The organism is Arthrobacter sp. zg-Y1116, from assembly GCF_024385485.1.
Taxonomy (GTDB): Bacteria; Actinomycetota; Actinomycetes; order Actinomycetales; family Micrococcaceae; genus Arthrobacter_B.
The window spans coordinates 303,332-326,281 of sequence record NZ_JANFLR010000002.1; the positions used below are offsets into that span (position 1 = coordinate 303,332).

Below are 22,950 nucleotides of genomic sequence, written 5' to 3' on the forward strand. Positions count from 1 at the left end.
CCACGCCCCACGATTCCGCCCCACCCGGCGTCACAGCGTACCCTTGTCACTGTGAAAACCTTCGAAGACCTCTTTGCCGAGCTGAGCCAGAAAGTTCAGGACCGCCCCGCCGGGTCACGCACCGTGGCCGAATTCGAGTCGGGCGTGCATGGCATCGGTAAGAAGGTTGTTGAGGAGGCCGCCGAAGTATGGATGGCCGCCGAATACGAATCCGATGCCGAATGCGCCGAAGAAATCTCCCAGCTGCTCTACCACCTCCAGGTCCTGATGCTGGCCAAAGGCCTGACCCTGCAGGACGTCTACAAGCATCTCTAGCCGCGCGCTGACTTTCAGCGTGTGGCCCGCCGGTCGAACCTTCCCAGACGAACTTCCAGCGAAAGATGCTCCCATGCTCCGTGTAGCCGTACCCAACAAGGGTGCCCTGTCCGAATCCGCCTCCGCCATGCTCAACGAGGCGGGCTACCGCCAGCGCCGCGACACCCGCGAACTGGTCATGGTGGACCCCGATAACGACGTCGAATTCTTCTTCCTCCGCCCCCGGGACATTGCCGTCTACGTTGGCGCCGGAACGCTCGACGTCGGCATCACCGGCCGCGACCTGTTCCTGGACGCGCAGGTGGACGCCGAGGAACTGATGAACCTCGGCTTCGGCGCCTCCACCTTCCGCTTCGCCGGCCCGGTGGGGGACTTCTCCTCCATCGACCAGCTCGAAGGCAAGCGCCTGGCCACCAGCTACGACGGCCTGCTGCGCTCCTACCTGTCCGAACGCGGCATCAACGCCTCCGTGGTCCGGCTTGACGGCGCCGTGGAATCCTCCGTGCGCCTCGGCGTCGCCGACGCGATTGCCGACGTCGTTGAAACCGGAACCACCCTCCGTGCCGCTGGCATGGAGATCTTCGGCGAACCGATCCTGAAGTCCGAGGCCGTGCTGATCGGCCGCAAGGGTGCCAGCCCCGCAGGCGTCGACGTGCTGATCCGCCGCCTGCGCGGCGTCCTGGTCGCCCGGCAGTACGTGATGATGGACTACGACGTCCGCAAGGATCTCGTGGACGAGGCGGCCGCGCTGACCCCGGGCCTGGAATCGCCCACCGTTTCCCCGCTGCAGAACAGCGACTGGGTGGCCGTGCGCTCCATGATCAAGAAGTCGGACACCAACCGCATCATGGACGAGCTCTACGACATCGGCGCCCGCGCCATCCTGGTCAGCAGCATCCACGCCTGCCGGATCTAGGGAAGGGGACCCGCTATGAGTGTTGCCATCCGCGTTATCCCCTGCCTGGACGTCGACGCCGGCCGGGTGGTCAAGGGGATTAACTTCGAAGGCCTGCGCGACGCCGGCGATCCGGTGGAGCTCGCGCACCGCTATGACCGTGCCGGGGCCGACGAACTGACCTTCCTCGACGTCACCGCATCCTCCGGCAACCGCGACACCACGTTCGACGTCGTCGCCCGCACCGCCGAAGAGGTCTTCATTCCGCTGACCGTCGGTGGAGGAGTGCGCACCATCGCGGACGTGGACCGGCTGCTGCGCTACGGCGCGGACAAGGCCTCCATCAACACCGCCGCCGTCGCCCGGCCCGACGTGATTGATGAAATCACCCGGCACTTCGGCTCGCAGGTGCTGACGCTCTCCGTGGACGCCCGGCGCACGCACGACGGCGCCACGCCGTCGGGCTTCGAGGTCACCACCCACGGCGGGCGTACCGGCACCGGGATCGACGCCGTCGCCTGGGCGAAGGAGGCGGCCGACCGCGGCGTGGGTGAGATCCTGCTGAACTCCATCGACGCCGACGGCACCCGTGAGGGCTTCGACATCGAGATGATCAAGGCCGTCCGCGCCGCAGTGGACGTGCCGCTGATCGCCTCCGGCGGGGCCGGCAAGCCCGAGCACTTCCCGGCCGCCGTGATTGCCGGGGCCGACGCCGTCCTGGCCGCCTCGGTGTTCCACTTCGGCCCGGACGACGCGATTCATCAGGTCAAACAGGCCATCCGCGACGCCGGGTTCGACGTCCGCTAGCAGCAGCTAGCGTGTCGTGGCCACGAAGATCTGGGCCGGCCCCGTGAACGTGGCCGTGACGGGTTCGCCGGCGTACAGGATCTTCTCTTCGGGCTCCATGTCCGCCGTAACCTCATCCATGGTGATGGCAGCGGGTTCCATCGCAGCCAGCACCACGCTGAACGGCCCCAGACGGACGGGCTTTGGATCATCGCCCACGACCACCCGGCGCAGGTCCATGTCGTCGCTCCAGAGCGGAATGCGCTGCTCGCCGTCGCCGACGTCGAGCACGGGCAGGGGAGAAGGCTGCGGCTGTCCGTCCGCCGTTAGGAGCTGCAGTTCGCACAGGTCCACGTACCCGTTGGCCAGGCCGGCCTGCAGCGCATTATCGGAGGTGCCCATAACCAGCACTGCTTGGCCGGACAGATAGGTATGCAGGCACCCGGGCGGGATTACGGCTGCCTGCCCGGGTTCCAGCTCAATCAACTTCATGCAGACAGCCAGCAGGATGCCCCGGTCGTGGGGGAAAAGCTGCTGCAGCCGACGTACGACGGTGGCCGCCTCGGCGGCCGGTCCTTCAACGTTCCGGGCCCGGTCCACAGCGGTGGCTGTTTCCCGCAGTGCAGCTGCGGTTTCGGCCGCTGACATGCGCAGTACGGAGTGGATGACGGTCTCATGGCGGAAGCGGAGGTACGAACCCAGCCAGGGCAGTTCCAGCCCCGAAGCGATGGCCCGTAGTTCTTCCATTGGCCGTTCCCCGGCAAGCACGCGCAGGGGCGTGAGGGCTACGGCCACCTCACACTTCGGGTTGCGGTCCTTATAGTTACGGTTTCGGGCGCCCAACGGCACGCCCCGGGCCTGTTCCCGAACGAAACCCGCCAGTGCCTGCTCCCAGTGCGGGTGCAGCATGATCGGCGGCGGAACAACGGCGTCCAAGACGCAGAGGCGGAAGGGAAACGGAGAGCCGGTTCCGGCCTCCGGATGGGGGATCTCGACCGGCCGATCCCCGGCGAACCGCTCCAGCGTTTGCCGGTAGGTCGAGGGATCCCAGTCAATCAGCAGGCCGCGGGAGGCCAGCGGCAAAAGCCGGCGAGCGGTTCCTACGGACCGTGACAGGGCAGAATCACTACGCGCGAGGGTCACTTACATCACCAGAATGGGACAAAGACGAAGCTATTCGGGGGACCGGAGGGTCCGACCGGCACACAACCAGTCTTTTAATTGTAGGCATTCCTGCCGCAGACTCGAATTGACCCTGATCGCCGTTATCAGGCAGGGCTAACCGCTCCTACGCCCGCGCCTGGACGAGGTTGGCGAAGGGCAGCCTGCCGTAAACCCGACGGAACTCCGCCTGGTACTCCGCGAGGGCCGGGTTGAGCGCGTCGGGCGGCAGTTCCTTCCACGCCACCAGAAGATCCTCTGCATCGAGCAGCTGCCAAATCAGCCGGCCGTCCCAGTGCCCCGGCGGCTTTCCCCTGCCGAAGTCCACGAATTCGGAGATCTGCCGTCGCAGACCGCGGTTGCCCTGGCTGCCGGCGCTGGCCTTGCCGAGAAACAGCACGTCGGCATCCGCCACCCATTCGACGGCGAGCTCATCCCGGGACAGGGTTGGCTTCTTCTTTTTGAACACCCCGGCCGTGCTTTCCTTGAGGAACCGCGGTTCGAACCCCTCGGGCCGAAGTACGGCGAAAATGCCCTGACGCTGCGGGATCCGGTTGATGTCCAGACCGTCGATGGGGCGGAAACCGGTGAAGCCGTCATCCTTGAGTGATTTCTTGTTCAACGGGTTCGGGTTCCTAGCAGTGAAGTGGGGCGGGTGCCCACCAATGATATCCGGACGCCCCGGCTGTCGCACTCGGTAACCTTCGTGTTCACAGGCCACAATGGGTCCTGTTACTCCACGAAGGGATAAGCGTGCGCTCCACCGCCGGGCCGGGCCTGCTGTTTGTGCTGGTCTGCGCCATGGGCGCCGGCCCGATGATGAACTACGGGCTCTCCGCCACCAGCACGCTGATCATGGCGGACCTGCGGATCAGCGATGCACAGTTCGGACTTCTGGCCGCGACCTGTTTCGCCGGGGCTGCGGTGTCCTCCATGTGGCTGGGCCGGTTGAGCGACCGGATCAGTGCCCGCTCCCAACTGCTGATCATCTTCGGCGGCACCGCACTGGCCCTGGGCTTCGCCGCGTTGTCCGGCAACTACCTGTGGCTGCTGGCCGCCGTCCTGCTCTCCGGCCCCGCCCAGGCCATCTCAAACCCCACCACCAACCGCATCATCATCCACGCCGTCGAACCCGGCAAACGGCCCGGCTGGATGGGGATCAAGCAGTCCGGCGTACAGGCCAGCCAGCTGTTCTCCAGTCTCTTCTTCCCGGCAGCCGCCCTGATCGCCGGGTGGCGTGGAGCCGCCGTCGGCGCCGTCGCGGTCCTGCTCCTCCTGCTGGCCTACGCGTGGTTCCGGCTGCCGTCCGAACCGCGGCTCCCGGCACCGCGGGATCCCGGGCAGCCCGCGGACCGGAAGTTCCCGGCGTCGGTCTGGCTGCTGGCCGCGTTTGCGCTGTTTTCCGGTGCGGGCATGCAGGCCACCAACGTCTACCTGCCCCTGTTCGCGCAGCGGGAGATCGGCTTCTCGCTGCTGATGGGCGGCGTCACCGCGGCGGTGGCCGGCGTCGTAGGCGTGACCTCACGGGTGCTCTGGGGTCGGCGGATGGCCGACGGCGTCCGAGCCTCCACCCTGCTGCTGATCCTCGCTGCCGGGGCGGTCTGCGGCGCAGCCCTGCTCCTTGCCGCCGGACAGACCGGAGTGCCGCTGCTGCTGTGGTCCGGCGTCGTCTTCCACGGCGCCTCCGTACTGGGCGTGAACGTGGTGGTGATGGCCGGCGTGCTGCGCGAGGTTCCCCGGGAACGGGTGGGCGCGGCGTCCGGGGCCGTCTCGCTGGGCATGTACTCCGGTTTCGCGCTGGGGCCGCTGGCCATGGGCCTGCTGCTCCAATACTCCGGCGGCTTCCTCGCCGGGTGGCTGTCCATTGGCGCGGCTTACCTGGTCTGCGGCGGCATCGGTCTGGCGTACCGGCGGCTGGGCTCGAAGCGGGCCGGATCCGCCGCCGTCGGAACGCCGCGGAAATAAACGACGCCGGATCGGACTTGTGCTTTAAGTGCCCTATGGCACTGTTCCCCCACAGCTTGGAGAAATATGACAACCGCACGCGCCTACGCAGCCACCTCCGCCACCGATCCGCTGGTCCCCACCACGATCGAACGCCGCGAGGTCGGCCCGCATGACGTCCTCATCGACATCGCCTATGCCGGTGTCTGCCACTCGGACATACACACCGTCCGCGGCGAATGGGGACCCATCGCGTACCCGCAGGTCGTCGGGCACGAAATCGTGGGAACCGTGGCCGAGGTCGGCTCCGACGTCACCGCGCACAAGGTCGGCGACCGCGTGGGCGTGGGCTGCATGGTCAACTCCTGCGGCGAATGCGAAAACTGCCGGGCCGGCATGGAGAACTACTGCCTGAACGGCAACGTCGGCACCTACGCCAGCAAGGACCGCGACGGCACCATCACCCAGGGCGGCTACGCCACCTCCGTCGTCGTGAATGACGGCTTCGTGCTCCGCGTTCCGGAAAGCATCCCGTATGAAGCAGCCGCTCCGCTGCTCTGCGCAGGCATCACCACCTACTCGCCCCTCGCTCACTGGAACGCAGGGCCGGGCAAGCGGGTCGCCGTCGTCGGCATGGGCGGACTCGGCCACATGGCCGTCAAGATCGCCGTCGCGATGGGCGCCGAAGTCACCGTGCTGTCCCAGACGCTGAGCAAGCAGGAAGACGGCCTGCGTTTCGGTGCCGAGCACTACTACGCCACCAGCGATGAGAGCACGTTCGAGAAGCTCGCGAACACGTTCGACCTGATCATCAACACGGTCAGCGCCCCGATCGACCTGCAGCAGTACCTGTCCCTGCTGCGCCTGGACGGAACCATGGTCAGCGTGGGTGCTCCGCCCGAGGCACTGCCCATCTCGGTCTTCACCCTGATGAGCAAGCGCCGCTCCTACGCGGCCTCCAACATCGGCGGCATCAGCGAAACCCAGGAAATGCTGGACTTCTGCGCCGAGCACAACATTGCTCCGGAGATCGAGCTGATCAAGGCCGAGGACATCAACACCGCGTACGAGCGTGTGCTGAAGTCCGACGTCCGCTACCGGTTCGTCATTGATGCGGCGACTATCTAGTTCGTAGCTGTTTCTGTCAGCAAAGGCGCTCCGCCGTTTGGTGGGGTGCCTTTCCTGTTGGCCGGGCGCGCTTGGTCCCTGTACTAAGGGGCCTTCCCATCCCACCTATAATTGCATCATGCCAATTCTGCGTCTCGAGGGCGCCACCTACGAACAACCGCCCGTCCCGCACCAGCATGGAGCCGCACTGTGAGCGGCGGGCTCGTTGCCCTGCTGGACGACGTCGCTGCGCTGGCACGGATAGCCGCCGCCTCGGTGGACGACATCGCGGCAGGAGCGGCGAAAGCGGGTGCCAAGGCGGCCGGCGTCGTCATCGATGATGCCGCCGTGACGCCGCAGTACGTGTCCGGTGCGGACCCGTCCCGTGAACTGCCGATGATCAAGCGCATCTTCTGGGGCTCGCTCCGGAACAAGCTTCTGTTCATCCTGCCGGCACTGCTGTTGATCAGCGCTTTCATTCCAGTCATCATCCCGTTCATTCTCATGCTGGGAGGCACGTACCTCTGCTACGAGGGTGCGGAGAAGGTCTGGCACAAGTTCTTCGGCCATCATGAGGACAAGGAGGCGCCGGCGGTAGAGCGAGGGCCCGACGCCGAGTCCAAGGTAGTCAAGGGAGCCATCACCACGGACTTCATCCTGTCCTGCGAGATCATGGTGATCTCGATGAACGAGGTCGGCGACGCGTCCATCTGGGTCCGGGCGATCATCCTCGTTGTTGTGGCTATTGCCATCACGATCCTCGTCTACGGGGCCGTTGGGCTGATCGTTAAGATGGACGACATTGGCCTGCACCTGGCCAAGAAGGAATCAGCAGGATCCCAGCGTGTCGGCGGGCTCCTGGTTCGGGGCATGCCTGCCGTACTGGCGGCCATCACCTTCGTGGGAACCATCGCCATGCTCTGGGTAGGCGGACACATCATGCTGGTCGGTGTTTCCGACCTTGGCTGGCATGCACCGTATGACCTGGTCCATGCGCTGGAACACCCCGTGGCAGGCCTTGCCGTGGTGGGAGGATTCCTCGGCTGGCTCGTGAACACGCTCTGCTCAGCCGTCGTCGGACTGGTCTGGGGCCTGGTTGTCATGGCGATTCTGCACCCGCTGAAAAAGGTGCTGCCCTTCGGTAAGAAGGACGGACATAACGAAGGTGATACCCGGGCGGCAGCAGCCGGGCACAGCCCGGAGAAGCCGGACGCCGATCCCGCCGGCTAACCTCGGCTCCGATCTCAAAGGGGCGGCCCCCTCACTAAGGGGGCCGCCCCTTTTGCATGCCTGCGGGCCTCTCGGCCCAGGAGCAGATCATGCAGTGTCAGGATCGCCCCCCGCGCCGGAACGTGACATGCGTGGTGCCGCTCGGCGCCGTTTCAGCGGTGACCTGGCAATCCGCCTCCAGACCGCGAAGGTCATCCCACAACCGCACGCCGCGGCCCAGGATGATGGGGGCGATGCCAACGTGGAGATCATCGACGAGACCGGCCCGAAGAAAGTCGCGCACGGTCGAAGCGCCGCCGCCGACCCGCACGTCTCCACCGCCGGCGACCGCCGTGGCTGTATCCAGCGCCTCCTCGGGTGTTGCCGTGAGGAACTCGAAGGTGGTGCCTCCTGCCATTTCGAGCGACTGCCGCGGCTCGTGCGTCAGCACATAGACCGGAACATGGAAGGGTGGGTCCTCGCCCCACCATCCGCGCCAGTCCGGGTCATCAGGGTTCGCATGCAGCCCGAACATGCCTGCGCCCATGATCTCCGCGCCAATGTCTTCGAAGTAGCGCTCGGCATAACGATCGTCGACGCCGGTGGTTCCCTCTCCGCTTTCGTCGTGCAGCACCCGCTGGCGGAAGGTGCGGGTGGCAGCATACGCGGCGGTGAGGCGCCCCCAGTCGTCGCCGAACGGGTTCTCCGGAGTCTGGTCCGTTGTTGTGGCGAAGCCGTCGAGTGAGATATTGAGGTCAACGCGGACACGGCTCATAGCTATCTCCTCGGGGTGAGGGCAAGACGACGCCGGACAACGGCGCCTGAGCGCAGCACCGGACACGCTTCTGGGCGGCAGTTCGGCACACCCCCAAGATCGGAAAGGGCAGGCCGGTTGTCAATACCGGTGACCCTCAATCGGGTGACGCAACCGAAGTCGCCGCGTCCTCCATCGCTTGTGTACAGCTAATGCGGTCTGCAGTGAGGCCAAAGCTCCTTATCTGTACAGAGGGCGGAGGTGTCCGGCATCAGCTGTACGGAAGGTGGTCGTGTCCCGCATCAGCTGTACGGAAGGCGGAGGTGTCCGGCATCAGCTGCACGGAAGGGGAAAGGTGCACTGGAAATCGCTGCCGGCCAAGGGGCCACTATCGGGCTTCCGTTGGGTGCCAACAGGCTCGCCCGACGTACGGCAGAAATCCCGCGGAGAACGCCGCGAACGAGATAACAGGAAAGCCGGGCTAAAGCCCGATCTCCGCGCTCTCCAGCAGGGCGACGGCGTCCGGCTGGCCCTCGTACATCACCAGCGCGTGGCCGGTACGGCCGTGGGCGTGCAGCAGCAGCTCACAGGGTTCACCGACAATCGCCACGGACACCGGAGCGCGCTTGGCCACATGCCGGGGGCCGTCCGGACGGACCAGCACAATGCCCAGGTCCACGCCGCGGTACAGGATGGCGGCGCGCTTGATCAGTTCGGCCCAGAGGGCGTCAGAATAGTCGGAATCCAGGGCGCGCGGCGCCCAGCGGTCCGAGGCACGCCGAATGTCCTCGGTGTGCACAAAGTACTCACTCAGGTTGGCGCTGTTGTCCACGGATTTCAGGTGCATGGGGGAGAGGCGGGGCGGGCCGGCACGGAAGGCGCGGACCAGTTTGGCGTAACTCTCCGTGGTGGACGCCTTCTGCGCAGTTTCCTCCAACGCCTTGTCCGCGCGTGCGGCAAGGGGCTTGATGAACGTGCCCAGGGCAGCACTCATCCGGTGCTCGCGCAGATAGAGGTGAGCTGCGAGCTCCTTGGTCTGCCACCCCTCGCAAAGCGTGGGTGCATTGGGCCCGGCTGCAAGCAGCGTCTCGGCCAGGACTTCACGGGACGGATCAACAAAATGCATCACTGCTGAAACTAGCATGGAACCCGGTCTTTCGCCGGGGCTGCAGCCCCAAAAGAACGTGTTGAGCGGCGTTTTTCCGCCGGGCAGTAGAATCGGTAGCGATGCTTCCCACACCTTCCCCCCAGAATCCGCCGGCTTCCCTCGATCCCGGGCTCAGCGCGTCATTGAAGCGCGACGACGCCGGGCTGGTGGCCGCCGTCATCCAGCAGTACGACACGAACCAGGTCCTGATGCTCGGCTGGATGGATGACGAAGCCCTGCACCGCACCCTGACCTCGGGCCGGGTGACCTTCTGGTCCCGCTCCCGGCAGGAGTACTGGCGCAAGGGGGACACCTCCGGACACGTGCAGTGGGTGAAGTCCGTAGCCGTTGACTGCGACGGCGACGCCCTGCTGATCCGCGTGGACCAGGTGGGGGCGGCCTGCCACACCGGTACCCGCACCTGCTTCGACGGCCGTGAGCTGCCCGCCGTCGTCGGCGCCGCATAAACCCGCTCCACCCATCGCTTAGGGAAGAAGTAGGAACACCACCATGCAGGATCTAGGAGCCATCCGCCCCACCCTGGAAGAATTCCGGGCCCTGGCCGCCGACCGCCGGGTGATTCCCGTGCGCCTGACGGTCCTGGCGGACGCACACACCCCCATCGGCATCTACCGCAAGCTCACCAACGGCGAGGCCGGTACCTTCCTGATGGAATCGGCCGCGTCCGGCGGCGTCTGGTCCCGGTACTCCTTCATTGGCGCCCGGTCCCGCGCCACCCTGACCACGCTGGACGGCAAGGCGCACTGGCTCGGCGAACCGCCCGCCGGCGTCCCCGTGGACGGCAGCCCGGTCGAGGCCCTGGCCCGCACCGTGGAGCTGCTCGCCACCGACCGTTTCGCCGAGCTTCCCCCGTTTACCTCGGGCATGGTCGGCTTTGTCGGCTGGGAAACCGTACGGCACTGGGAGAAACTGCCCAACCCGCCGGCTGATGACCTGGACCTGCCCGAGATCGCGATGAACCTGGTCTCGGACATGGCCATCCACGACAACAGCGACGGCACCGTCACGCTGGTGGCCAACGCCATCAACTTCGACGGCTCCGACGAACGCGTGGACGAAGCGTGGCACGACGCCGTGGCCCGCGTCCGCTCGATGCTCGGCCGGCTCGCCGCACCCACCCCGCAGGCCGTTTCCGTGCTGGCGCCGGGAACCGCCGTCGATATCGCCGCCAATGTGAAGGAAAGCTGGCCCAAGCCCGAATACACCCGGGCGGTGGAGCGCGGCAAGCAGGCCATTGTGGACGGCGAAGTCTTCCAGGTGGTCATCTCGCGCCGCTTCGAGGCCGAATGCCGGGCCGAGGCGCTGGACGTGTACCGGGTGCTGCGCACCACCAACCCCAGCCCGTATATGTACCTGTTTAATTTCGAGGACGCGCACGGCAACCCGTTCAACGTGGTGGGTTCCTCCCCGGAAGCGCTCGTCACCGTGACCGGCCGGGATGTCATCACGCACCCGATTGCCGGCTCCCGGCCCCGCGGCAGGACCTCCGAACTGGACCGGGCCCTGGCCGAGGAACTGCTGGAAGACGAGAAGGAACGGGCCGAACACCTGATGCTGGTGGACCTGGCCCGCAACGACCTGTCCAAGGTCTGCCGCCCCGGCAGCATCGACGTCACCCAGTTCATGGAAGTGGAGCGGTTCAGCCACATCATGCACCTGGTCTCCACCGTCGTCGGCCGGCTCGCAGACGCATCCACCGCCTATGACGTCCTCGCTGCGACGTTCCCGGCCGGAACACTGTCCGGCGCGCCGAAGCCCCGGGCCCTACGCCTGCTGGATGAAGTGGAACCGCACCGCCGAGGCATTTACGGCGGCGTCGTGGGCTACCTCGACTTCGCCGGAGATATGGACATGGCCATCGCCATCCGCTCCGCGCTGCTGCGCGACGGCAAGGCGTACGTCCAGGCCGGCGGCGGCATCGTCAACGACTCGGACCTCGAAGCCGAAGCGCAGGAAACCGTCAACAAGGCGGCCGCTCCGCTGCGGGCCGCCCTCCTCGCCGGATCGCTGGAGACCGTTGCGGCACCTCCCGCCGGAAACGACGCCGGCACTCCCGCCGGAACCATCGCACAGGAAGCAGACAAGTGAGCACCACCACCCCCCGCCGGCAGCGCAAGGGCATCGTCATCATGGTGACCGTCCTGCTGGCGGCACTGGCCTTCGGCACCACCACCCGCACCTGGCTGAACGTCACCCTGCCCGCCGCGAACGTCGTGACCCCCGACGTCGCCGTCTCGGGCAGCGATGCCGCCACCGCCGTAACCGCGTTTGCCGTGGTGGGCGTGGCCGCCGCCCTGGCGGCAGGAATCGCCGGGCGGATTGCCCGCTGGATCATCGCCGTCATCATCGTAGTTTCCGGCGTGGGAGTGGCCGTAGCCACCTCGGCGATCATCGCCGACCCCCTGCAGGGGGCGGCCGGTGCCATCGGCAAGGCCATCGGCGTCAGCTCCGCCGAGGGCACACAGGTGGAACTCACCCCCATGCCCTACGCCGCGCTGGTCATCGGCATCCTCATTGCCCTCGCAGGTATCTGGCTGGCCCTCGCGGGCCGGCACTGGACGACGTCGCGGCGTTACGCGCCCACGGCGGAACCGGACGGCGGCGCGGCTCCGGATGCCGATGCAGCCGGCACCGGAACCAGCCCGGAGGTACGTCACCCCAAGGACGCCGCGGCAGGCCCGCCCGTCGATGAAATCGACAGCTGGGACCGGCTCACGCGGGGCGAGGACCCGACCGACCCCAAGTAGGTTTCCCCCACAGCCACCGGATTGCGCCGAACACCGGCGCAATATGTGAAAGGGTTTCCGCCCAGTAATGGCAGAATGGAAACCAGATTCGTTAACGAGGAGATTCATCATGAGCACTAGCAGCACCGAACAGCACCTGGGAGCCGGCCAGGAAAACGAGGGCGAAAGCCACGCCAGCATCCACGATGAAACCATCGGGCACGGCAACACCCCCGCAGCCTGGACCTGCGTGCTGATTATGATCATCGGCGCCGCTGTGTCCTCCGTTGCCTACATCATGGCCAGCTTCGTCGGCTTCTTCGCCGGCATCGCCGTGATGCTGATCGGCCTGCTGGTCGGCTTCATCATGCGCAAGGCAGGCTACGGCGTCAACGGATCGAAGCTGAAGAACAGCAGCCACTGAGTGAGCGTTCTCGATGACATCATTGCCGGCGTTCGGGAAGACCTTTCCGAACGCCGGCAAAGTGTCTCGCTCGAACAGGTCCGCGCGCAGGCGCTGCAGGCACCGGCCCCGCTGGACGCGTACGCAGCACTGGGCGGCAACGCTCAACCGCGGACCGAACTGCGGGTTGTCGCCGAGGTCAAGCGCAGCAGCCCCTCCAAGGGCGAACTGGCGGACATCGCCGACCCCGCTTCCCTCGCCGCAGCCTATGAGCGCGGGGGAGCGGCCGTCATCAGCGTCCTCACCGAACAGCGCCGGTTCCGCGGATCCCTGGCGGACCTGGATGCGGTGCGCGCCGCCGTCGGCATCCCCGTGCTGCGCAAGGACTTCACCGTCGATGAGTACCAGATCTGGGAAGCCCGTGCCCACGGCGCGGACCTGATCCTGCTCATCGTGGCGGCGCTGGAGGACGCGCAGCTGCGCCGCTTCCTGGACCTCACGCACGAGCTGGGCATGAATGCCCTCGTCGAGACCCACACCGCCGAAGAAGTGGACCGGGCCCTGGCCCTGGGCGCACGGATCATCGGCATCAATGTGCGCAACCTGAAAACCCTGGACGTCGACCGTTCGGTGTTCGCCTCCCTGGCCGGCAGCATTCCCGCCGGTCCCGTGGTGATTGCCGAATCCGGCGTCCGTGACGCTGCCGACGTCGAGCACTACGCTTCCAGCGGAGCCAACGCCGTGCTGGTGGGCGAGGCCCTCGTGAAGCACGCATCCCCGGCTGAAACCATCGGCGAGTTCACCGCCGTCGGCGCTAAGGCGATTGCAGCCCGCGCCCGGCACCACGGTGAAAGCTGACCCATAGCACCAACTCCCTGTCCGGGCAGGAACGGCCCGGGCTCAAGCAGGACAGGACACAAAGCTCATGATCGGGAAGTCGGAACAGGCTCAGGCAGCCGGTGCTGCCGCAGAAACCGGAACCGGAAGCGTTACGGAGGCCTTCCTGAACGGGGGAGTCTCCTCCCTGCGGCACGCGCCCGGTCCGTACTTCGGCGAGTACGGCGGCCGTTGGATGCCCGAGTCCCTGATCGCGGCCCTTGACGAGCTGGAAGACACCTTCGAGAAGGCCAAGGCCGATCCCGAGTTCACCGCCCAGGTGGCGGACCTGAACAAGAACTACTCCGGCCGCCCGTCCCTGCTCACCGAGGCCAAACGCTTCTCGGAGCACGCCGGCGGAGTGCGGATCTTCCTCAAGCGCGAAGACCTCAACCACACCGGATCCCATAAGATCAACAACGTCCTGGGCCAGGCCCTGCTGGCCAAGCGGATGGGCAAGACCCGCGTCATCGCGGAAACCGGTGCCGGCCAGCACGGCGTGGCCAGCGCCACCGCCGCAGCACTGCTCGGCCTGGAGTGCGTGGTCTATATGGGCGCCGAGGACTGCCGCCGCCAGGCACTTAACGTGGCCCGGATGGAACTGCTCGGTGCGAAGGTGATTCCGGTGACCAATGGCTCCCAGACCCTGAAGGACGCCATCAACGAGGCGCTGCGGGACTGGGTCGCGAACGTTGACAGCACCCATTACCTGCTGGGCACCGCCGCGGGGGCGCACCCCTTCCCGGCCATGGTCCGCTACTTCCACGAAGTCATCGGCGAAGAGGCCCGCGCCCAGATGCTGGAGCAGGCCGGCCGGCTGCCGGACGCGGTGTGCGCCTGCATCGGCGGCGGTTCCAACGCCATCGGCATCTTCCACGGCTTCCTGGACGATCCCGAAGTGAAGATTTACGGCTTCGAGGCCGGCGGCGACGGCGTTGAAACCGGCCGCCACGCCGCCACCATTACCCTGGGGCGGCCCGGCGTGCTGCACGGCGCCCGCTCCTACCTCATGCAGGACGACGACGGCCAGACGGTCGAATCGCACTCCATCTCGGCCGGCCTGGACTACCCGGGCGTCGGACCCGAGCATGCCCACCTCGCCGACATCGGGCGGGTCAGCTACGAGCCGATCACCGATGCCGAAGCCATGGATGCCTTCCAGCTGCTCTGCCGCACCGAGGGCATCATCCCCGCGATCGAGTCCGCGCACGCCCTGGCCGGCGCCATCAAGGTGGGCCGGCGGCTCGCCGAGGAGGCCGGCTCCGACGGAAATGTTTCCGAGAAGATTGTCCTGGTGAACCTTTCCGGACGCGGGGACAAGGACGTGGCCACCGCCGCCGAATGGTTCAACCTGCTGGACGAGCGCTCAGCCGAAGCCGAAATCGGCAAAGAAGGGGAACAGCTTTGAGCACCGAGGTAATGCAGAGCAAGTCCGCGGCCGCGATTGACCGGGCCGCAGCCCAGGGGCGTGCCGCGCTTATCGGCTACCTGCCGGCCGGCTTCCCCACCGTGGAAGCCACCATCGCCGCAGGCATCGCCCTGGCGGAAAACGGTGCGGACCTGATCGAAATCGGCATTCCGTATTCCGATCCGGTGATGGACGGCCACGTCATCCAGGCCGCTACCACCCAGGCGCTGGCGGACGGTTTCCGCGTGGCGCAGGTGTTCGACGTCGTTGCAGGCATCACCGCAGCTACTGACGCCGCCGTGCTTGTGATGACCTACTGGAACCCGGTGGTCCGGATGGGTGTGGATGAGTTCTCCCGCCGCCTGGCCGAAGCCGGGGGAGCAGGGCTGATCACCCCGGACCTGGTCCCGGATGAAGCCTCCGAATGGCTCGAAGCGTCTGACAAGTACGGCCTGGACCGGGTGTTCCTGGTTGCCCCGTCCTCCACTGAAGCCCGGATGAAGAGCACGGTGGCCGCCAGCCGCGGCTTCGTCTACGCCGTTTCGATCATGGGCGTCACCGGTGCCCGCGACAGTGTCAGCGACGCCGCCCAGAGCGTGGTCAGCGCCGCCCGCGCCGCCGGCGCCCAGCGCGTCTGCGTAGGCCTGGGTGTGTCCCGTGCCGAACACGTGCGTGAAATCGGTGCCTATGCCGACGGCGTCATCGTGGGCACCGCCCTGGTGGCCGCCCTGCGCGACGGCGGCACGGACGCCGTCGCCGCCCTTACCCGTGACCTCAGTACCGGATCCCCGAAGGCCAGCAAATGAACCCGATGTCCGTGTACGCCAGCATTCCCAGCCCGCCTGCCGATTTCAGCAGTTTCTCGCTGGGCCCGCTGACCATCCACGCGTACGCGCTGTGCATCCTGGCCGGCATCCTGCTCGCCCTGTGGATGACGTCCGTGCGCTGGAAACGGCGCGGACTGCCGGAAGACGCGGTCTGGGACATCTCGATCTGGGCCATCCCGTTCGGCATCATCGGCGGACGGCTGTACCACGTGGTCTCCTCACCCGACGCGTATTTCGGTCCGGACGGCGACCTGTCCCTCATTCCGCAGATCTGGCTGGGCGGACTGGGCATCTGGGGCGCGGTGGCACTGGGTGCCGTGGGCGCCTGGATCGGCTGCCGCCGTGCGGGCATCAAGCTCTCCACGTTCGCCGACGTCGGCGCCCCCGGCCTGCTGCTGGCCCAGGCCGTGGGCCGCTGGGGCAACTGGTTCAACCAGGAACTCTTCGGCTCCGAAACGGACGCGCCCTGGGGCCTGGAAATCGACGCCGACAACGCCAACTTCCCCGACGGCGCCGCCCCCGGCACCACGTTCCACCCCACGTTCCTTTACGAGTCCCTGTGGAACCTGGCCGGTGTCGCCCTGCTCCTGCTGCTTGACCGCCGCTTCCGGCTCCGCGGCGGCCGCCTGTTCTGGATCTACGCGGCCTTCTACACCGCCGGACGGCTCTGGATCGAGCTCCTGCGCATTGACGACGCCGAAATGATTACGCTGCTCGGCGTCACACAACGCCTCAATGTGTGGACCAGCCTGCTGATCCTTGTCGCCTCCATCGCGATGTTCATTTACCTGACTTTCAAGGCCCGCAAGGGCGGGGAGGGCTCGCTTTACCTGCCGGGCCACGAACCCGCACCTCAGGGCGGTATTCCCGCCGCGGATAACGAGAAAGAAACAGAAGCCGGGAATGCGGAATCGGCATCAGCCGAACGCCCCGTGCGTGCTAATCTCGCAGAGACAAAAACCGAGGAGTCCCTTCCTCACCGGTCCAAGGACAACGGACCTTCTGCCTGACCCTTCGGGTTACCCTCGAAGGCGCTGCAGGCGGAGCCACATTGACGTGGCGCCAGGCGGCTGCAGCACCGGGACACCCCTCCGGAAAAGCGGCGGTTAACGGCACCAGGGATTCCCAGTAAAAACCGGATCAGTTTCGGGGTTTACCGGGGTGAAGTGAGCCGTAAAATCAATCAACGCCGCGGAGCATCCCCTCATGGATTTCCGCAGGGGCCAGCGCTGTCCCCTCCCAACGCTCTACAAGGGGGAAGGACTCACTTCTTATGACTGATTCCCTGTCTGCTTTTCCGAACACGGTGGTGTCACCGTTCACCCGTTTCGCCGCGCTCCCGGAGGATTCCGGCCTGTACCGCGCCGAGAATGAAAAGGACGCCTGCGGCCTGGCCGTCATTGCCACCCTGCAGGGCGAGCCCACCCACGGAATTGTGGACGCCGCCCTGGCCGCCCTCCGCAACCTTGAGCACCGCGGTGCCGTGGGCGCCGATGAAGGTACCGGCGACGGCGCCGGCCTCCTGACCCAGGTCCCGGACGAATTCTTCCGCGCAGTAGTGGACTTTGAACTTCCCGCGGCCGGAGGCTACGCCGTCGGCACCGCTTTCCTGCCCACCGAGGACCGGGAGCAGCTGACCGCACGCGCCGGCGTCGAGCTCATTGCAGCCAGCGAGGGCCTGCGGGTGCTGGGCTGGCGCGAGGTGCCCATCGTGGCCGAACTCGTGGGAGCCATGTCCCGGGCCTGCATGCCGCACTTCGTCCAGGTGTTCCTGGCCCCGGAAGAAGGGATCGGAACCGAGGACCTGGACGCCCGGGCCTTCCGCGTCCGGAAGCGTTCGCAGAACAAGTTCGGCGTGTACTTCCCCTCGCTGTCCTCCCGGACCATGGTCTACAAGGGCATGGTGACCACCGCGCAGCTGGAACCGTTCTTCCCGGACCTGTCCGATCCGCGGTTCAAGACCCGGCTGGGCATTGTCCACTCCCGCTTCTCCACCAACACGTTCCCGTCCTGGCCGCTGGCCCAGCCGTTCCGCGCCATCGCGCACAACGGCGAGATCAACACGGTCAAGGGCAACCGGAACTGGATGCGTGCCCGGCAGTCGCAGATGAAGAACCCGCTGCTCGGGCAGACCCCGGAAGAGCTCTTCCCCATCTGCACCCCCGGCGCTTCGGACTCCGCGTCCTTCGACGAAGTGGCCGAACTGCTGATGCTCTCCGGCCGGCCCATCACCCACGCGATCATGATGATGATCCCGGAGGCCTGGGAGAACCACGCAACCATGGACCCGGCCCGCCGGGCGTTCTACCAGTACCACTCCATGCTGATGGAACCGTGGGACGGTCCCGCCGCCGTGTCCTTCACCGACGGCGTGCAGGTAGGTGCGGTGCTGGACCGCAACGGACTGCGTCCCGCCCGCTACTGGGTGACCGACGACGGCCTGGTGGTCCTGGCCTCCGAGGTGGGCGTGGTGGACATCGACCCTGCCAAGGTGGTCCGCAAGGGCCGCGTCTCGCCGGGCAAGATGTTCCTGGTGGACACCGCCGAGGGCCGGCTGATCGAAGACGACGAGATCAAGGCCGAGGTTGCCGCCGCCAACCCGTGGGCGGAATGGGTGAAGGAAAACCAGGTCCGCCTGGAGGAACTGCCCGAACGCGAGCACGTGCTGCACACCAAGGCCTCCATCAACCGCCGGCAGCGGACCTTCGGCTACACGGTGGAGGAACTGCGGATCCTGCTGGGTCCGATGGCCCGCACCGCCGCCGAACCGCTGGGGGCCATGGGCTCCGACACCCCCATCGCCGTGCTCTCCAAGCGGCCGCGGCTGCTCTTCGATTACTTTGTGCAGTCCTTTGCCCAGGTCACCAACCCGCCGCTGGATTCCATCCGCGAGGAACTGGTCACCTCCCTGCAGGCCTCGATTGGCCCCAACGGAAACCTGCTCTCCCTGAAGCAGGTGAAAACCAGCCAGGTTGCGCTGAAGTTCCCGGTGATCAACAACGACGAGCTCGCCAAGATCGCCAATCTCACCGACGACGACGGCGACCGGATAGCGCTGAAGGTCCGCGGCCTCTACCGTCCCGAAGGGGGCGAAGCCGAACTGCGGGCAAGGATCAGCGAGATCTGCGAGAAGGTTTCCGGTGCAGTGAACCGCGGTGTGCAGTACATCGTGCTCTCGGACCGGGATTCCAATGCCCAGTGGGCGCCCATCCCGTCCCTGCTGCTGCTCTCCGCGGTCCACAACCACCTGCTCAAGAGCGCCAACCGCACCAAGATCTCCCTGCTGGTGGAGGCCGGTGACGTCCGCGAGGTCCACCACGTGGCCCTGCTGATCGGCTACGGCGCCTCCGCGGTGAACCCGTACCTGGCCATGGAAAGCTGCGAGGAACTGGTCCGCAACGGCGACATCACCGGTGTCACCGGCGAAGAGGCCGTCGCCAACCTGATCAAGGGCCTGGGCAAGGGCGTCCTGAAGATCATGTCCAAGATGGGTATTTCCACCGTCGCGTCCTACTGCGGCGCGCAGACCTTCGAGGCGCTCGGCCTGGGCCAGGAACTGGTGGACGAGTTCTTCCACGGCACCCAGACCCAGCTCGGCGGCGTCGGCCTGGACGTGATCGCCGCCGAAGCCGCTGCCCGGCACGCCGAGGCGTACCCGAGCGACGGCGTGGAGGAGCCGCACCGCGCCCTGGACAACGGCGGCGAATACCAGTGGCGCCGCGAAGGACCGCCGCACCTGTTCAACCCGGAGACGGTCTTCCGGCTGCAGCACGCCACCCGCGAACGCCGGTATGACGTGTTCAAGGCCTACACCCACGGCGTGAACGACCAGTCCAAGAACCTCATGACGCTGCGCGGGCTGCTGGACTTCCGCACCGGGGACCGCACACCCGTGCCGCTGGACGAGGTGGAGCCCGTCTCCAGCATCGTGAAGCGCTTCTCCACCGGTGCCATGAGCTACGGGTCCATCTCCCAGGAAGCGCATGAAACGCTGGCCATCGCGATGAATCGCCTGGGCGCCAAATCCAACACCGGCGAGGGCGGCGAAGACCCGGAACGGCTGCTGGATCCGGAGCGCAGCTCGGCCATCAAGCAGGTGGCTTCCGGCCGGTTCGGCGTCACCAGCCTGTACCTGACCAATGCGCAGGACATCCAGATCAAGATGGCCCAGGGCGCCAAGCCGGGCGAGGGCGGCCAGCTGATGGCGCAGAAGGTCTACCCGTGGGTGGCCCGCACCCGCCACTCGACGCCCGGCGTCGGGCTGATCTCCCCGCCGCCGCACCACGACATCTACTCCATCGAGGACCTCGCCCAGCTGATCTATGACCTGAAGCGCTCCAACCCGAGCGCCCGGGTGCACGTGAAGCTGGTATCCGAAGCCGGGATCGGCACCGTGGCGGCCGGCGTGACCAAGGCGAAGGCCGACGTCGTGCTGGTCTCCGGGCACGACGGCGGCACGGGCGCCTCGCCGCTGAACTCGCTCAAGCACGCCGGGGCTCCCTGGGAACTCGGGCTGGCAGAAACGCAGCAGACCCTGATGCTCAACGGCCTGCGGGACCGGGTTGTGGTCCAGGTGGACGGCCAGCTCAAGACCGGCCGCGACGTCGTGATGGCGGCGCTGCTGGGCGGCGAGGAATTCGGCTTCGCCACCGCGCCGCTGGTGGTCTCCGGCTGCGTGATGATGCGTGTCTGCCACCTGGATACCTGTCCGGTGGGAGTGGCCACGCAGAACCCGGAACTTCGGGCCCGGTTCAGCGGCAAGCCGGAGTTCGTGGTGAACTTCTTCGAGTTCATTGCCGAGGAAATCCGCGAAATCCTTGCCGAGCTCGGGTTCCGGACCCTCGAGGAGGCCATTGGCCGCACCGAACTGCTGGACACCCAGGCCGCGATCGACCACTGGAAGGCCGACGGCCTGGACCTGGAACCGATCCTTCGGGGACCCGAGGTGGATCCCGGCGCGCCGCTGCGGAACATGGTGCAGCAGAACCATGAACTCGATCTGCACTTCGACAATAAGCTCATCGACATGAGCGCCGACGCTTTGCAGAACCGGGCGCCGGTGCGGATTGCGCTGGACGTAGTCAACACCGACCGGTCCGTGGGCACCATGCTCGGGCACACCGTCACCAAGACCTTCGGCGTGGACACCCTGGCTCCGGACACCATCGACATCACCCTCACCGGGCAGGCCGGGCAGTCGCTCGGCGCGTTCCTGCCCGCCGGGATCACGCTGCGGCTGTTCGGCGACTCGAACGACTACGTGGGCAAGGGCCTGTCCGGCGGCCGGATCATCGTCCGCCCGGACCGCGGCAACGTCTTCGCAGCCGAACGCAACGTCATTGCCGGCAACGTGATCGGCTACGGCGCCACCAGCGGAGAGATGTTCCTCAGCGGCCAGGTGGGCGAACGCTTCCTGGTGCGCAACTCCGGGGCCACCGCCGTCGTCGAAGGCATCGGCGACCACGGCTGTGAGTACATGACCGGCGGGCAGGCCCTGATCCTGGGGCCCACGGGCCGGAACTTCGGCGCGGGTATGTCCGGCGGCACCGCGTTTGTGGTGGACCTGGAATCCGCCCGCGTCAACAAGGAGTCCCTGGAGCGCGGCGAGCTGCTTCTCGATGCCCCGGACGCCGAGGACGTCGACATCATCCGCGGGCTGCTGGTCCGGCACCTGGAGGAGACCGGCTCCGACCTGGCCCAGAAGATGCTGGAGAGCTTCGAGGACACGGTTTCCCGCATTACCAAGGTGCTGCCGCGGGACTACGCGGCAGTGCTCGGCGCCCGCGCCTCCGCCGCCGAAGCGGGACTCGATCCCGACGGCGCTGAGGCCTGGAACAAGATTTTGGAGGTCACCGGTGGCTGATCCACGCGGATTCTTGAAGGTACGGGAGCGGGAAACCCAGCCGCGGCGTCCGGTTCCGGTGCGCATCATGGACTACAAGGAAGTCTACGAAGCGCAGGAAAAGGGCGTGCTGCGGGCCCAGGCGGGACGCTGCATGGACTGCGGCATCCCGTTCTGCCACCAGGGCTGCCCGCTGGGCAACCTCATTCCGGAGTGGAATGACCTGACGTGGCGGGACAAGGGTGCCGAGGCCATTGAACGGCTGCACGCCACGAACAACTTCCCGGAGTTCACCGGCCGGCTCTGCCCGGCCCCCTGCGAGGCCTCCTGCGTGCTGGGCATCAACCAGCCGCCGGTCACCATCAAGCAGGTGGAGGTCTCCATCATCGACGAAGCCTGGGGCGAGGGCTGGGTTACCCCGCATCCGCCGGAGCGGCTGACCGACCGCACCATCGCCGTCGTCGGCTCCGGCCCTGCCGGTCTGGCCGCCGCGCAGCAGCTCACCCGGGCAGGGCACACCGTGGCCGTGTATGAGCGGGATGACCGGATCGGCGGGCTGCTGCGCTACGGGATCCCGGATTTCAAGATGGAGAAAATCCAGGTGGACCGCCGGCTGGAACAGATGCGCGCCGAAGGCACCCGCTTCCGCACCGGCGTCGAAGTGGGCAGGGACATCAGCTGGGAGCAGCTGCGCCGCCGCTACGACGCCGTGGTGATCGCCACCGGCGCCACCGTGCCCCGCGACCTGCCCATCCCGGGCCGGGAGCTGTCCGGCGTGCACTTCGCCATGGACTACCTGGTGCAGTCCAACCGTGCCGTGGCCGGGGACAACGTCAAGAACCAGATCAGCGCCGAGGGCAAGCGTGTGGTGATCCTCGGCGGCGGAGACACCGGCGCCGACTGCCTGGGCACAGCGCACCGCCAGCAGGCCGCGTCGGTGACCACGCTGGCGATCGGCCAGCAGCCGCCCGCCGAGCGGGCCGCGCACCAGCCGTGGCCGATGTACCCCACGCTGTTCGAGATGGCCAGCGCCCACGAGGAAGGCGGGGAACGCACGTTCCTGGCATCCACCGTGGAGTTCGTGGGGGAGGACGGGCAGCTCACCGGCGTGAAGGTGGCCAAGACGGAATTCGTAGACGGCCGGCGGCTGCCGAAGGCCGGCACCGAGCGGATTATTCCGGCGGACCTGGTCTTCCTGTCCCTGGGCTTCACCGGGCCGGAGCCGGCCGGCCTGGCCGAGCAGGTCTCCGCCGAGTTCGACGACCGGGGCAACGTGGCCCGCGACGGCTACTACATGACCGGAACCCCGGGGGTCTTCGCCGCCGGCGACGCCGGGCGCGGGCAGTCCCTGATTGTCTGGGCCATCGCGGAGGGACGGGCCGCCGCGGCCGCCGTTGACCAGTGGCTGATGGGCTCCACCCGGCTGCCCGCACCGGTGGCGCCGACGGACCGCGCGATCACCGTGCTGTAGAAACCGCGTAAACAAAGCAGGCGTCGGAGACTCGTCCGGCGCCTGCTTTTGTTGCGCC

General features: G+C 67.0%; 20 protein-coding genes. 16 read left to right on the top strand and 4 right to left on the bottom strand.

The annotated features are described in order from the left end of the window. Window positions 1–51: 51 nt before the first annotated feature. From NNX34_RS08190 to hisF, 3 genes are all read left to right on the top strand, one after another. Window positions 52–315, top strand: a complete 264-nt coding sequence (locus NNX34_RS08190; RefSeq protein ID WP_152218540.1) for a phosphoribosyl-ATP diphosphatase — start codon at window positions 52–54, stop codon at window positions 313–315. 73 nt (window positions 316–388) lie between these two features. Continuing rightward, window positions 389–1,231 carry an ATP phosphoribosyltransferase gene (gene hisG / locus NNX34_RS08195; protein WP_227922084.1) on the top strand — a complete coding sequence of 281 codons (843 nt, stop codon included), beginning with the start codon at window positions 389–391 and terminating at the stop codon, window positions 1,229–1,231. 15 nt (window positions 1,232–1,246) lie between these two features. Then, window positions 1,247–2,017: an imidazole glycerol phosphate synthase subunit HisF gene (gene hisF / locus NNX34_RS08200; protein WP_255766024.1), complete on the top strand. Its 771-nt coding sequence runs from the start codon at window positions 1,247–1,249 to the stop codon at window positions 2,015–2,017. Between the two features lie 6 nt (window positions 2,018–2,023). On the opposite strand, the gene NNX34_RS08205 is transcribed toward hisF, so the two are convergent. After that, entirely contained in the window at window positions 2,024–3,079 is a 1,056-nt protein-coding gene (locus NNX34_RS08205; RefSeq protein WP_255766025.1) for a type I phosphomannose isomerase catalytic subunit, read from the bottom strand. A 205-nt stretch (window positions 3,080–3,284) separates the two neighbouring features. Further along, window positions 3,285–3,779 (bottom strand): hypothetical protein, encoded by a 495-nt coding sequence (locus NNX34_RS08210; RefSeq protein ID WP_255766026.1) that lies wholly within the window; start codon window positions 3,777–3,779, stop codon window positions 3,285–3,287. Window positions 3,780–3,910: 131 nt separating this feature from the next. Between NNX34_RS08210 and NNX34_RS08215 the strand changes: the two genes are divergently transcribed. The 3 genes from NNX34_RS08215 to NNX34_RS08225 all read left to right on the top strand — a co-directional run bounded on the left by NNX34_RS08215 (window position 3,911) and on the right by NNX34_RS08225 (window position 7,438). Continuing rightward, window positions 3,911–5,122, top strand: a complete 1,212-nt coding sequence (locus NNX34_RS08215; protein ID WP_255766027.1) for an MFS transporter — start codon at window positions 3,911–3,913, stop codon at window positions 5,120–5,122. Window positions 5,123–5,188: 66 nt separating this feature from the next. After that, window positions 5,189–6,229 carry an NAD(P)-dependent alcohol dehydrogenase gene (locus tag NNX34_RS08220; RefSeq protein WP_255766028.1) on the top strand — a complete coding sequence of 347 codons (1,041 nt, stop codon included), beginning with the start codon at window positions 5,189–5,191 and terminating at the stop codon, window positions 6,227–6,229. 189 nt (window positions 6,230–6,418) lie between these two features. Next, window positions 6,419–7,438 carry a DUF808 domain-containing protein gene (locus NNX34_RS08225; RefSeq protein ID WP_255766029.1) on the top strand — a complete coding sequence of 340 codons (1,020 nt, stop codon included), beginning with the start codon at window positions 6,419–6,421 and terminating at the stop codon, window positions 7,436–7,438. Between the two features lie 97 nt (window positions 7,439–7,535). Here NNX34_RS08225 and NNX34_RS08230 read toward each other — a convergent pair whose 3' ends face one another. Further along, entirely contained in the window at window positions 7,536–8,192 is a 657-nt protein-coding gene (locus NNX34_RS08230; protein ID WP_255766030.1) for a dihydrofolate reductase family protein, read from the bottom strand. A 460-nt stretch (window positions 8,193–8,652) separates the two neighbouring features. Beyond that, window positions 8,653–9,297, bottom strand: coding sequence for a TIGR03085 family metal-binding protein (locus tag NNX34_RS08235; RefSeq protein ID WP_227922799.1), 645 nt, complete (start codon window positions 9,295–9,297; stop codon window positions 8,653–8,655). Between the two features lie 101 nt (window positions 9,298–9,398). On the opposite strand from NNX34_RS08235, the gene hisI reads away from it, so the two are divergent. The 10 genes from hisI to NNX34_RS08285 all read left to right on the top strand — a co-directional run bounded on the left by hisI (window position 9,399) and on the right by NNX34_RS08285 (window position 22,892). Continuing rightward, window positions 9,399–9,785, top strand: coding sequence for a phosphoribosyl-AMP cyclohydrolase (gene hisI / locus NNX34_RS08240; RefSeq protein WP_255766031.1), 387 nt, complete (start codon window positions 9,399–9,401; stop codon window positions 9,783–9,785). A gap of 43 nt (window positions 9,786–9,828) precedes the next feature. Next, on the top strand, window positions 9,829–11,427 hold the full coding sequence (locus tag NNX34_RS08245; RefSeq protein ID WP_255766032.1) for an anthranilate synthase component I: 1,599 nt from the start codon (window positions 9,829–9,831) through the stop codon (window positions 11,425–11,427). Beyond that, a complete protein-coding gene (locus NNX34_RS08250) occupies window positions 11,424–12,086 on the top strand; it encodes a Trp biosynthesis-associated membrane protein (RefSeq protein WP_255766033.1) in 663 nt (220 codons plus the stop codon). Before NNX34_RS08245 ends, NNX34_RS08250 begins: the two co-directional genes overlap by 4 nt. 109 nt (window positions 12,087–12,195) lie before the next feature. After that, complete coding sequence (locus NNX34_RS08255; protein WP_227922063.1) at window positions 12,196–12,489, top strand: HGxxPAAW family protein; 294 nt, start codon at window positions 12,196–12,198, stop codon at window positions 12,487–12,489. Then, a complete protein-coding gene (gene trpC / locus NNX34_RS08260) occupies window positions 12,490–13,326 on the top strand; it encodes an indole-3-glycerol phosphate synthase TrpC (RefSeq protein ID WP_255766034.1) in 837 nt (278 codons plus the stop codon). Window positions 13,327–13,393: 67 nt separating this feature from the next. Next, a complete protein-coding gene (gene trpB, locus NNX34_RS08265; protein ID WP_255766035.1) occupies window positions 13,394–14,752 on the top strand; it encodes a tryptophan synthase subunit beta in 1,359 nt (452 codons plus the stop codon). A gap of 11 nt (window positions 14,753–14,763) precedes the next feature. Further along, window positions 14,764–15,558, top strand: coding sequence for a tryptophan synthase subunit alpha (gene trpA, locus NNX34_RS08270; RefSeq protein WP_255766578.1), 795 nt, complete (start codon window positions 14,764–14,766; stop codon window positions 15,556–15,558). Then, window positions 15,555–16,589: a prolipoprotein diacylglyceryl transferase gene (gene lgt / locus NNX34_RS08275; RefSeq protein WP_255766036.1), complete on the top strand. Its 1,035-nt coding sequence runs from the start codon at window positions 15,555–15,557 to the stop codon at window positions 16,587–16,589. The genes trpA and lgt overlap by 4 nt, the downstream gene beginning before the upstream one ends. 263 nt (window positions 16,590–16,852) lie before the next feature. Beyond that, window positions 16,853–21,442 carry a glutamate synthase large subunit gene (gltB, locus tag NNX34_RS08280; protein ID WP_255766037.1) on the top strand — a complete coding sequence of 1,530 codons (4,590 nt, stop codon included), beginning with the start codon at window positions 16,853–16,855 and terminating at the stop codon, window positions 21,440–21,442. Beyond that, window positions 21,435–22,892 carry a glutamate synthase subunit beta gene (locus NNX34_RS08285; RefSeq protein ID WP_255766038.1) on the top strand — a complete coding sequence of 486 codons (1,458 nt, stop codon included), beginning with the start codon at window positions 21,435–21,437 and terminating at the stop codon, window positions 22,890–22,892. Before gltB ends, NNX34_RS08285 begins: the two co-directional genes overlap by 8 nt. The last annotated feature ends 58 nt before the right edge of the window (window positions 22,893–22,950 follow it).